7 protein-coding genes are annotated in these 12,297 nt (G+C 48.6%); 3 read left to right on the plus strand and 4 right to left on the minus strand.

The features are described 5' to 3' along the window. Positions 1-21 precede the first annotated feature (21 nt). Positions 22-1,266, plus strand: coding sequence for an ABC transporter permease (locus IC230_RS03450; protein ID WP_191037556.1), 1,245 nt, complete (start codon positions 22-24; stop codon positions 1,264-1,266). A 22-nt stretch (positions 1,267-1,288) separates the two neighbouring features. On the opposite strand, the gene IC230_RS03455 is transcribed toward IC230_RS03450, so the two are convergent. From IC230_RS03455 to IC230_RS03470, 4 genes are read right to left on the minus strand one after another with little or no spacing between them, the layout of a single operon-like run. Further along, the gene (locus IC230_RS03455; RefSeq protein WP_191037557.1) at positions 1,289-2,335 is read right to left on the minus strand and encodes a response regulator; all 1,047 of its coding nucleotides are present in this window, start codon (positions 2,333-2,335) and stop codon (positions 1,289-1,291) included. Continuing rightward, positions 2,332-2,712: a response regulator gene (locus IC230_RS03460; protein WP_191037558.1), complete on the minus strand. Its 381-nt coding sequence runs from the start codon at positions 2,710-2,712 to the stop codon at positions 2,332-2,334. The genes IC230_RS03455 and IC230_RS03460 overlap by 4 nt, the downstream gene beginning before the upstream one ends. Before the next feature lie 36 nt (positions 2,713-2,748). Beyond that, the gene (locus IC230_RS03465) at positions 2,749-4,116 is read right to left on the minus strand and encodes a sensor histidine kinase (protein ID WP_191037559.1); all 1,368 of its coding nucleotides are present in this window, start codon (positions 4,114-4,116) and stop codon (positions 2,749-2,751) included. Next, positions 4,113-7,295, minus strand: coding sequence for a cyclic nucleotide-binding domain-containing protein (locus IC230_RS03470; RefSeq protein ID WP_191037560.1), 3,183 nt, complete (start codon positions 7,293-7,295; stop codon positions 4,113-4,115). Before IC230_RS03470 ends, IC230_RS03465 begins: the two co-directional genes overlap by 4 nt. A gap of 436 nt (positions 7,296-7,731) precedes the next feature. Here IC230_RS03470 and IC230_RS03475 point away from each other — a divergent pair, with 436 nt between their 5' ends. Together IC230_RS03475 and odhB are read left to right on the plus strand one after the other, a co-directional pair. Then, positions 7,732-10,524, plus strand: a complete 2,793-nt coding sequence (locus IC230_RS03475) for a 2-oxoglutarate dehydrogenase E1 component (protein ID WP_191037561.1) — start codon at positions 7,732-7,734, stop codon at positions 10,522-10,524. An 86-nt stretch (positions 10,525-10,610) separates the two neighbouring features. Then, positions 10,611-12,254: a 2-oxoglutarate dehydrogenase complex dihydrolipoyllysine-residue succinyltransferase gene (gene odhB / locus IC230_RS03480; protein ID WP_191037562.1), complete on the plus strand. Its 1,644-nt coding sequence runs from the start codon at positions 10,611-10,613 to the stop codon at positions 12,252-12,254. The last annotated feature ends 43 nt before the right edge of the window (positions 12,255-12,297 follow it).

The raw sequence follows: 12,297 nt of genomic DNA on the forward strand, positions 1-12,297 counted from the left end.
GACGGCTATCAACCTGCGGCTATGAATCTTTTCCGAATTAGTTGGAGTAATCTGCGCGATAAACCGCTAAGCAGTTTTTTGAGCGGGTTGCTGATGACTTTTGGCATCACAATCATTTCGTTATTGCTATTGCTCAATAAGCAGTTGGATGACCAGTTTCGCAAAAACATTAAAGGCATCGATATGGTGCTGGGCGCCAAAGGCAGTCCACTTCAACTGATTTTATCCAGCATTTACCAGATTGATTCGCCCACTGGAAATATTCCGCTCGAGGAGGCTGAACGATTGACCCGTAATCCAATGATCAAAACGGCCATTCCATTGGCCATGGGTGATAATTATCGGTCGTTTCGGATTGTTGGTACTAACCAGAAATACCTTGACCACTTTGGCGCAACCGTTGCCCAAGGGAAACTCTTTCAGCAGAATCTGGAAACGGTTATTGGCCCTCGGGTTGCCGAGGTTACAGGCTTAAAAATCGGCGATACGTTTGCCAGTTCACACGGGTTGGATGAAGCCGGCGAAGAACACGCCGATTCGAAATATAAAGTTGTTGGCATTTTGAATCCAACCAATACCGTAACGGATCAGCTTATTCTTACTCCTATTTCGAGCGTATGGGCTATTCACGAGCATGGCGAGCATGCCGAAGGTGAAGCCCATGAAGAAAGGCATGAGGAACACGCAGAAGGTGAGGCCCACGAAGAGGAACATGAAGAAGCTCCGCGTGAGATAACCAGTATGCTCATCAAGTTCCGGAATCCACTGGGTATGATGCTGGCCCGCGGGATCAACAGTAATTCCAAACTTCAGGCAGCTCTGCCGAATATTGAAGTAAACCGGTTGTTTTCGTTGTTGGGTGTAGGGGTTGAAACGCTACGTGGTCTGGCTATCGTTATCATGCTTATTTCGGGGGTCAGCGTGTTCGTATCGCTTTACAATTCTCTGAAAGAACGACGGTATGAAATGGCGCTGATGCTTTCCATGGGAGCGACGCGGGCGCAACTGTTTGGCATGCTTCTGCTCGAAGGTTTAGTGTTGGCCCTGATTGGCTTTATACTGGGCATTCTACTAAGTCGGATAGGTCTGTGGCTATTTTCGAGCAGTGTTTCATCAGAATATCACTACAACCTGGCGGCCTTTGGTATTCTGCCCGAAGAGTGGGTACTGTTAGGTGTCGCTATCCTGATTGGCCTGCTAGCTGCCGCGTTGCCTGCATTGGGTGTTTACCGAATGAACATCTCAAGAACGCTGGCAGAAGAGTAGTGTGGATCGCCGGTCCGCGCTACTACCCTACTACGTTATAAATCACTACAGGTTCGGCTTTATTTTTTAAGCTCACCTCGCCGATACGCTCGCAGGTGAAGGATTCGGCAATTTGTTGCTGCGCCGATTCAACAATGACGATTTGACCGGCCTGCGCCACGGATTGCAACCGTTGCGCTACGTTAACGGCGTCGCCAATAACCGTGTAATCTAACCGACGGAGCGTAGTCGAACCAATATTACCCGATACCATTTCGCCCATGTTGATCCCGATTGCCACTTTCGGGTGATAAGTCGGATGATTCGGCAGATTATCTTCCAGGCCGTCTATCTGAGCGCGAACAGCCAGGGCAGCTTCAATCGCCCGATCAAGGTGATATTCCCCCCGGAAAACGGCCATAATGGCATCCCCCATAAACTTATCCACGTGCCCGCCCTGAGCAATAATCTCTTTGACCATCAGGTCGAAATACCGATTGATCAGCCGAACAATTGTATCAGCTGATTCCCGTTCCGAGAGAGCCGTGAAACCACATATATCGATGAAGAGTACGGAAGCCTCAACAATTTCGCTGGAAGAGAGAGCCGTTTCAAATTCAGATCGGCTCATAAACGTCAATACCGACTCATCGACGTACATTTTGAGGATATTATTTTCTTTGATGGCCTGTACCGTTTTCCGAAGCTGACCGATATAGTCCATCGTTTTCTGCATTGTCAATTCCAAATCCTCGAAATTGACAGGTTTCGTCACGAAGTCGAACGCGCCCCGGTTCATCGCTGTACGAATATTATCCATATCACCATAGGCCGACACGATGACAGCTTTAAGCATTGGATTTGTTTCGTGCAGTTTGACCAGTAAGGTTAAGCCGTCCATACCAGGCATGTTGATGTCGGTAAGTACCATATCGACATCAGGCTCCTGGTCCAGTACCTGTAGAGCTTCTGTACCGTCGTGGGCAAACAGGAATTCGTATTGTTTCTCTCGAATTTGACGTCGAAATTTCTGCTTGATGAGCAGTTCAAGGTCCGTTTCGTCGTCAACCACCAGTATTTTAGCGTTCATGCCAAATCATGAAGTTTTTGTTTCAAAAACGCAAAATCGAGGGGTTTTGTCAGAAAATCATTAGCCCCTAATTGAAGTGCCTGTTCCTGGGAGCCAGGATCGCCATAGGCAGTAATCATCATCACAACCGGAGAAGGAGGTATGTTGAAATCCTCCCGAATATGACGTAATAACTCGAACCCACTCATTCCGGGCATGTTAATATCGGATAATATCAGAACGACCTCCGATGAATGGTCCGACAGATATGAAAGCGCTTCTTCGCCGGATTTTGCAAAATCTAACAGAAATTCTGCGTTACGAATTTCGCGACGAAAACGCTGCAGGAACAGATCTTTCACATCGGGTTCGTCGTCAACGACTAATATTTTTAGCATTAGGTCGGGCTCTGATTAAGATTACAATTGGTATAATTAAGCAGGAATCGTAAGAATAAACTTCGTTCCTTCGCCCTCTTTACTCTCTACAGCCAGTGTGCCATTATGCCCTTTCGTAACAATATCATACGCCATGGACAAGCCAAGTCCGGTTCCTTCACCGGTTGGTTTAGTGGTAAAAAACGGCTGAAATATCTTTTGTTTTACTGCCTCGGGAATACCCGTTCCGTTATCAGCAACGGTAATGACCACTTGACTATCAATACAGCGCGTACTCGCTGATACCGTTGGCTGATAGCCCGATACACCCTGTTTCTGACGCTGCTGAACGGCATAAAACGCGTTTGTAAACAAATTGAGCAACACCCGTCCCAGTTCCTGCGGTACAACGCTGATTTTCCCCAGAGACGTATCGAAATCCGTCTGGAACGTAGCGTTGAACGTTTTGTCTTTGGCCCGCAAACCGTGATAAGCCAACCGTAGGTATTCATCACAGAGAGCGTTAATGTCCGTAGGTTCGCGCTGGCCAGTATTGCTGCGCGAATGTTGCAGCATACCTTTAACAATGGAAGCAGCCCGACCACCATGATGGCTAATTTTCTGAAGATTCTGCTTCAGATCAGTCAGCAATTCGGCTTCCAGTTCGGTATCGCGGTCGGCTTTGGTTTGTTCCTCGCTTAGTTCGTCAATCAACTCAATACTGACTTCGGAAAAGTTATTGACAAAATTCAGCGGGTTTTGAATCTCATGTGCAATGCCTGCCGTCAGCTCTCCCAGCGAAGCCATCTTTTCGCTGTGAATCAATTGATTCTGCGTCGCTTTCAGTTCGGTAAGTGTCTGTTCTAATTCTTCTTTCTGACGAGTGATCTCAGCTGTTCGTTCAGCAACTAAGTATTCGAGCTCGTTCTTTTTTCCTTCGATAATACGGCGCTGTTCGGCTTCCTCTTCACGCTCCTGCTGTACTTTGGCAAACGCTTTTTTCTGATTATTGGCAATCAACATAAACGTAATAAGCCAGAAAAACGAGAAGGTCGATCCTGCTTCAAAATAGACCTTCGTGCTTTTATAAAAATCAGGCGATATAAATCTCAGCACATCGCGTATGACAACCAGGATAGTATAGGGCGCTATCGCTAGCAACAGCGTTCGGGCCGGGCGAATATGATACAGTTGACGAACCGTATAGGCAACGGCACCAAAAATAATCAGCCAGAACCAGGTTAGCCATGGTTTTGGAAGCACTTCCCCAATCGTCATCAGGACAAGCCCTAAAACCCAGACTTTACTCAGGTATACATCCCAGGCTGGCAGCTGTTTGGGCGTGTCCAGAAATTTGCGGATGTAATTGATGACCGCAATGGCAATGCCAATTGCTATGTAGGAGCTTCCATCTGACCAGTTCATACCGGTTGTTTTTTAGCGTTGACCGACTGAGAAGCAATCAGTTCGTTCTGCCGACGAATGCGGCCCGATAAACTCTTGACGATGCTACGTAGTACTTCGCCCCGTTCTTCCATCAAATCATAGAAATCATCCTGATCGATACGTAACAATCGAACATCTGTAATCGCTTCAGCCGTGGCGGAGCGAGCTTCAGTATCCAGCAGCGCCAGCTCCCCAAAGAAATCACCCCGACTAAAACGAGCTAATTCAATTGCGCCATCCAGAATAGCCACTTCGCCCGTGTAGATCACGTACATCCCTGTACCGAGATCACCTTTATGAAAAATTGGCTCGCCTGCCTGATGCTCTTCTTCTTTCATAATGGGCGTAATGCTGGCCAGTACGTTTTCGGGCGTTTGAGAAAACAGACTAGTCTGAGCAAGCAACAAAACGCGGTCGTAAGCTGGAATCTGGTCGGTAGCGTGGGTGGAATGACTCATAAGTAAAGGAGATAGGACAGCAAAACGAGACTGTAATGACTGACGGGCTATTGCGGCATCGGCATCGGGCAAACTTCGCAGAACTTCGCTAACCGTCCAGGCTGAAAAAACAGTCTCACCCATCCGCAAAATAAACGCCTTTATGGGTTCAGTTTCCTGAAACGGTTCGAGTTCAACATCCAGAATCCGAATTTTTTCGGAGCGAGGTAAATCTTCGACTAATACCTGTAACGTCTGGTACGTAGCTCTCGGAATCAGGTTATCAAGCATTTCTAACGCGTTCGCCCGACGCTCCCGGGCCGGATGCCCAACGCCCATCCGCGCCCCGGCAATTGTATCTGTATCATACAACTGCGCGAGTACATCGAATAACCGCTGTGCCAATACGGCCAATTCGTAATCAAGCGTTTCGGTCAGGCCAGGTTCGGCGAGACTTCCATGTAAAATTCGCTGAGCCAGTTGTACTTCTTTGTGCATGAGCACACGGAAGATCGCATCGTCAGCGGGCTCATTCGGGAAATGACGTAATGCTCGTAGCGCAGCGCTACGTACCACCAGATCCGATTGCTGCGCGAGTTCGTTCAGAAGCTGACGACTTGCGGGAATATGAATAGCCCCACAAATAGCCGCTATCCGCTCTGTCGCTAATCGATCATTTTCTTTCTGCAATACACGCTGTAACGCGGGAATGGCTTCGGCTCCGCGCGATTTGAGCGCCTGCGTAACGGCGCGACCAATTGTTTTATCAGTTAGTTTATCCAGCAAATACTGCATCAGGCCCGCATCCGACAATTGGCCAGCCGCCTTAATAGCGGCTTTCACAACGTCAGGATGTGCACTTTCCAGTTGTCGACTTACCGACGTAGCAAACGCATTCAGTCGCAGATCAGCAATTAAGGTCAAGGCTATCTGCTGATACAACGGCTTTGGATCATTAATTAGCTGAGTCAGCACCGACTGAGCGGTTGCATCATTCGAATTCAGTTCCAACACACCTTTTATAGCTCCCTGCCTGATGTTTAGATCGGTGTGGTGAATCAGCGGAGCCAGCTCACTTGCTTCCGCATTAATTCGTCGGCCCAGCAAATAAGCCGCCTGCTGACGTAGCAGAGGTTCATCGTCGGTCAGGGCAATGTGCATTAATTGACGAACGGGTAGCGACTGTTTTTGATGAGCAGCAGCGGCTAAAGCCCGACGGCGCACACTGGCATTAACATGAGCCAGCAGCCCGGGCAGATGCTTTCCTAATTCAGCTGAATCGTGAGTGTCAAGCCAGCTGATGGCTGTTATGACATCGTCGGACCGATTACTATTCAGTTGACTAATAGCGCTTATCTGAGCGGCTTTTGGCATTGCTAACTGATCGCTTTCTAGGAACCGACGGCCAATTGCATCATTCAGTTCGAGCAGATAACGCTGGTAAGTATACCGCAACAGCCACACTGCACCAGCCAACAGGGTAATCCAAACCAGCGCACCACCCGATTCGAACGTAGTGTGCAACACAAAAATCAGGAATCCGGCAAGACCTAATCCAATCGGCTCATAAAGTCCTTTTGCCAGGGTATGCCCTTTAAGACGTTGAGGAGGTAACAGCGGTTGAAATAAAACCAAAAAGACGGGATCAAATAAGGCCCGGCGCACGACTTCAAAAATCAGGTACAAACCACAGAAATAGACGAGTAGCATGGTCTCATCGGCCGCCCAGTACCGTAACGCGACCAGACCGACCACACCGATCAAAGCGACCCAGGGCAGGACCAATAGTGATCGCTGAACCCCAAACCGGTCGAGCACCTGACGCGACAGGAGCAATTTGACCAGCATAGCAATGCCATAGGTCAACGCCAGTACGTAGCTGACATACCGGATAACATCGGTCTGATCGTGAAATCGGTGTTTGACATTAATAAAGAAATTAAATTCGATTTCGGTCGCTACGGCCGCTATTAACGCCAAACTCAGACACATATAAAAGATCAACTCGCTACCGCCAAAGCGAGTCCCAATGAGCCGCGATGGCTCCCGGCGCGCAGGTCGATCGGAGCGATGTGGAGCGTGTACATCATGCGAGTCAATAGTCAATCGTAATACGTATAGAGCCGCCAGAAACGCACCAAAAGCAACTAATAGCAAGCGTACTACGTCGGCATGGGCATGAACTAACGCTGCCAGAATGGCGCCTATGGCTTTGGCGGGCATATCTCCCGAGCTAATCACACCGAACAGCCGTTTGCTTTGCCGCGTATCGAATACGACTGCCGAAACGCCCCAGAATTCCAGATTAGTAAGCAAATAAATAAGCCGATAACCAGTCATGATAGCCACGGCAGCCGCCACTGAATGGCCAACAACAACCAGCACGCCAATGACAACCGTCATCGCTACAGCCGACAGCAACACGCGCACAGCGAGGCTGCGCAATGCCAGGTGATGTTCGAAATAGGCGTAAATACGTCCTATTGCGATCATCGCTAGGGCTGAAATGATGTAGGCAATGGGTAAGCTCGTTTCAGGATTATTTTCAAGAAGAATCGCATTGGAAGCTACATAGATGAGGATAGTCCCAATGCCCAGCAAAAAATTATGGATAAAAAACAGACGTACCGTTTTGCCCTCCTCCGGACGGATGCCCAACGCCCGATGCCATCGTTGCGGTTGGGAAGGCGATTGATACGTAGGTTCTGCATCAACGGTCATAAGCAAGTTTCGCGACACGATTTATCGTCAAATATAAGCACCGACAACGCAGAAGACGATAGAGTGAAGAGGAATATACGTCTGAATTCATTTGGTCTACAAGCTGAACTATGCGCTAACAGCCATAATAGAGGCTATTTATGTATGTACCTGAACACTAAAATCCAACACTCAGACAGGGAAACTATTTAAGTGATGTCATTACCTAAATAGTTATTTCTTTTGAAAAATTTGTACTGATACGTTACAGAGTATTTGGTAGTAGTGAGTCAACGTAGTGTGTACAAATTTTATCAACTAAACTCAGGCTTATGCTGTTGTAAAGTTAAGCGCGTCGTTACCAGCCGAAAAAGAAGAGAAAAAACAGAAACATTTGCAGTAAACTATCTGGGCTAAACGCTACCTTTGCGGGTCAAAACAACGACGCGCCCCCGTCATGGACCAGTATTCATATATCGCTAATTCCGACGCGGCTTACGTAGATCAACTTTATCAGTCTTACAAGCAAGACCCACAATCAGTTGACGAAAGCTGGCAGCAATTTTTTAAAGGATTTGAATTTTCACTAACCTATGGCGAAAATGCCAACCGCAACGGCGGACCGGGCAATCCCAATGGCAAAGCGCCAAATGGGGTGGCATCCAACGGAAACGGTCACGCTACAGCGACTAAACCGGTAGATGTAACCCATGCCGAAAAAGAGGTTTCGGTCGCTAGTTTGATTAAAGCGTACCGTTCTCGCGGTCACTTGCTGGCCAAAACCAACCCACTTAGAGCTCGTAAGGATCGTCAACCCCGCGTTGATTTACCTGATTATGCACTTTCAGATGCCGACTTAGATACCGTCTTTGAATCGGGTAAATTGCTGGGCATCGGACCGGCTACGTTACGGGTGATTATGGATTCACTGCGGAAGATTTACTCGGGCGACATTGGCTTCGAGTATATGTATATCCGCGAGCTGGATGTAAAAAACTGGCTACGTAACAAGATTGAAAAAGAAGCGCTGGTTTTTGAGCCGACGCTTGATGAGAAAAAACGTATCCTCGAGAAGCTCAACGAGGCTACCGTTTTCGAAAACTTCTTAGCCACTAAGTACTTAGGTCAGAAACGGTTTTCTCTCGAAGGGGGCGAAGTAACGATTCCTGCGCTTGATACGATTATCAGTCAGGCAGCTGACATGGGCGTTGAAGAAGTGATGATCGGTATGGCGCACCGGGGGCGTTTGAACGTACTGGCCAACATTCTCGGTAAATCCTATGAGTCAATCTTCGATGGATTTGAAGGGAACGTACCCAATCAGGTTCACGGTGATGGTGACGTTAAATACCACCTTGGCTATTCAAGCTTGACCGAAACTAAATCAGGCAAGCAGATCAGTGTAAAACTGGCGCCAAACCCATCGCACCTGGAAGCTGTAAATCCAGTAGTCGAAGGTTTCGTGCGAGCGCAGGCCGATGAGGAATATAATGGTGACTTCAAGAAAATAATGCCGATCCTGATCCACGGCGATGCCGCTGTGGCTGGTCAGGGAATCGTATACGAAGTTACACAGATGGCGAAACTGGCGGGGTATACAACCGGCGGTACTGTTCATTTCGTGATTAATAATCAGATTGGTTTCACGACCGATTTCGATGATGCGCGTTCGTCGATCTACTGTTCGGACGTAGCCAAAATTATTGACGCGCCCATTTTCCACGTCAATGGTGACGACCCCGAAGCGGTTATTTTCTGCGCCAAACTGGCTGTGGAATTCCGAGAGAAATTCAATCGGGACGTGTTCATCGATATGGTTTGTTACCGGCGTTACGGTCACAACGAGGCTGACGAACCGAAGTTTACGCAGCCTACGATGTACAACATCATCGATAAGCACGCTAATCCGCGCGAACTCTATAAAGATCTGCTCATTGAGCGGGGCGATGTCGATGCGGAGCTGGCACAGCGTATGGATACGGAGTTCAAGAAACAACTTCAGGATAGGCTCGATCGCGTGAAGCAGAAGGCTGAAATTCCCTACAAACCATTACGTCTGGATCTTGACTGGGCCGAGTTACGTTTCAGCGAACCCAAAGACCTTGAGAAATCACCGGAGACGGGTGTTTCTGCTGAGGTTCTGGATACCATTGGGAAAGCATTGGTTAAGATTCCGGAAGGATTTAAGCCACTGAAGCAAATTGATAAGTTGCTGAAAGATCGGCAAACCATGCTTACAGATACTAAGATGGTAAACTGGGGTACAGCTGAACTACTGTCTTATGGCTCGCTTTTGTTGGATGGAAAACCGGTTCGCCTGAGTGGTCAGGATGTACAACGCGGTACGTTTTCGCACCGTCATGCTGTGCTGCATGATGCAGAAACGAACCAGACGTATTCTTCGCTTGACTTTATCAAAGAAGGTCAACAAAAGTTTCAGGTGTATAACTCACTTCTGTCGGAATATGGCGTGCTTGGCTTTGAATATGGCTATGCCATGGCAAATCCGCATGCGCTGGTAATCTGGGAAGCACAATTTGGTGATTTCTCGAACGGTGCTCAATTGATCATCGACCAGTTTATTGCTGCTGCCGAATCGAAATGGGGTATTCAGAATGGCGTTACGTTGTTATTGCCACATGGCTACGAAGGTCAGGGGCCAGAGCACTCAAATGCCCGTCCTGAACGGTATCTGCAATTGTATGCTGAGTACAATATGACGGTAGCGAACATAACAACACCCGCCAACCTGTTTCATGTCATGCGTCGACAATTGGCATGGCCTTTCCGTAAGCCGCTGGTCATCATGTCGCCAAAATCACTGCTTCGTCATCCGAAGTGTGTTTCGCCACTGGAAGATCTGACCAAAGGCTCTTTCCAGGAAATTATCGACGATAGTTATGCCCAGGCGAAAAAGGTGAAACGCGTGTTGCTTTGCACCGGCAAAGTATATTACGACTTGCTCGAAAAACAGCAGGCTGATCAGCGTGATGATGTTGCCATCGTTCGGCTCGAGCAATTAGCTCCATTATCCAAAACGCAATTGGATAGCGTTCTGTCTAAGTACAAAAAAGCTGAGATATTCTGGGTACAGGAAGAGCCCGAGAACATGGGATATTGGACCTATCTGCTACGTATCGGACTGAACTATCCGATCATCTCACGCAAAGCTGCGGCTTCACCCGCAACTGGTTACCCAAAAATTCATACTCAGGAACAAGCCGATATCGTTCGGAGAGCGTTTGAATAAAAAAACAGTCGATCGTTGTCGGTCGATAGCATCCGTGTTTTACGCATGACTATCGACCGACGACGATCGACTAACCACTAACTTATATGGCCGTTGACATGAAAATCCCTCCCGTGGGGGAATCGATCACTGAAGTAACCGTTGGCACCTGGTATAAGCGAGAGGGTGATCACGTAAAAATGGACGAGGTTCTTTGCGGACTCGATTCCGACAAGGCTACATTCGAATTGACGGCCGAAGCTGATGGCATCCTGCATATTCTGGCACAGGAGGGTGATGTATTGCCCATCGGCGCCAGTATTTGCACAATTGACGACGGCGGTAGCGCCCCGGCACCTGCTGCGCCAGCCGAACCCGCCAAAGCGGAAGCGCCTAAAGCAGAAGCACCACAGCCAGCTCCTGCCGCTGAATCAGCTCCCGCTCCGCAACCGGCTCCTGCCGCGACATCGGATGCCGCAAAAGTCGTGGAAATGAAAGTACCAACCGTAGGTGAATCCGTAACCGAAGTAACGATTGCCTCTTGGAGTAAAAAAGACGGCGATCAGGTTGCACTTGACGAGGTACTGTGCGAACTCGAATCCGATAAAGCTACGTTTGAATTACCCGCTGAAGCTGCCGGAACACTACGTATCGTCGCTCAGGCTGGCGAGACGTTGCCTATCGGCGCCTTAATCGCTAAGATTGAAGTCGGTGCGGATGCTCCAGCTGCTTCTCAGCCTGCCAGCGCCCCTACCCCCCAACCAGCAGCAGAGGCCCCGGCAACCGAAGCGCCTGCATCGAACGGTCAGAATGGATATGCCGCGCATTATCCATCACCAGCAGCGGCTAAAATTCTGGACGAAAAAGGCGTTAACACTCAACAAGTTCAGGGAACCGGTGTTGGTGGACGTATCACGAAGGAAGATGCGGTAAAAGCATCACCTGCTCCGGCACAACAAGCGGCTCCTTCGGCACCAGCCAGTACGCCTGCTCCGCAACCGGCAGCCCCTAAACCCGCTGCCCCAGCACCTGCACCTGTCGCAACAGGCGAACGAAACCAGCGTCGGGAAAAAATGTCGTCGCTACGTCGGACTATTGCTCGTCGGTTAGTGGCGGTGAAAAATGAAACGGCTATGCTAACTACCTTCAACGAGGTAGATATGAAGCCGATCATGGATTTGCGGAATAAATACAAAGACAAGTTCAAAGAGAAACAAGGCGTGGGACTCGGCTTTATGTCGTTCTTCACCAAAGCGATTTGTATTGCCCTGAAAGATTTTCCGGCGGTAAATGCTCAAATCGACGGGGATCAAATCATTTACAATGACTTCTGCGATATTTCGATTGCCGTTTCGACAGATCGCGGTTTAGTTGTTCCGATCATTCGGAATGCCGAACAATTGAGTTTTGCCGGTATTGAGAAAGAAATCGTTCGACTAGCTGGCCTCGCTCGTGACAATAAGCTGACCATTGATCAGATGACGGGTGGTACGTTTACGATTACCAATGGCGGTATCTTCGGTTCGATGCTCTCGACACCAATCATTAATGCACCGCAGTCAGCTATTCTGGGCATGCATAATATTATTGAGCGACCAGTGGTCCTTAACGGCGAAATCGTAGCCCGGCCAATGATGTACCTGGCGCTGTCGTATGACCACCGGATTATTGACGGTAAAGAATCGGTAAGCTTCCTGGTCCGTGTAAAACAGATCCTGGAAGATCCAGCCCGGATTCTATTTGATATGTAGTCCGTCTTCGAACGTATTGGCAATAAATAACAGAACATCCCGA

The organism is Spirosoma validum, from assembly GCF_014699035.1.
Lineage (GTDB): Bacteria > Bacteroidota > Bacteroidia > Cytophagales > Spirosomataceae > Spirosoma > Spirosoma validum.

What these genes read in the sequence shown, in the direction of transcription:
- IC230_RS03460 (WP_191037558.1), bottom strand. Translation starts at nt 2,712, where the DNA reads ATGCTAAAAATATTAGTCGTTGACGACGAACCCGATGTGAAAGATCTG.
- odhB (WP_191037562.1), top strand. Translation starts at nt 10,611, where the DNA reads ATGGCCGTTGACATGAAAATCCCTCCCGTGGGGGAATCGATCACTGAA.
- IC230_RS03450 (WP_191037556.1), top strand. Translation starts at nt 22, where the DNA reads ATGAATCTTTTCCGAATTAGTTGGAGTAATCTGCGCGATAAACCGCTA.
- IC230_RS03475 (WP_191037561.1), top strand. Translation starts at nt 7,732, where the DNA reads ATGGACCAGTATTCATATATCGCTAATTCCGACGCGGCTTACGTAGAT.
- IC230_RS03455 (WP_191037557.1), bottom strand. Translation starts at nt 2,335, where the DNA reads ATGAACGCTAAAATACTGGTGGTTGACGACGAAACGGACCTTGAACTG.
- IC230_RS03465 (WP_191037559.1), bottom strand. Translation starts at nt 4,116, where the DNA reads ATGAACTGGTCAGATGGAAGCTCCTACATAGCAATTGGCATTGCCATT.
- IC230_RS03470 (WP_191037560.1), bottom strand. Translation starts at nt 7,295, where the DNA reads ATGACCGTTGATGCAGAACCTACGTATCAATCGCCTTCCCAACCGCAA.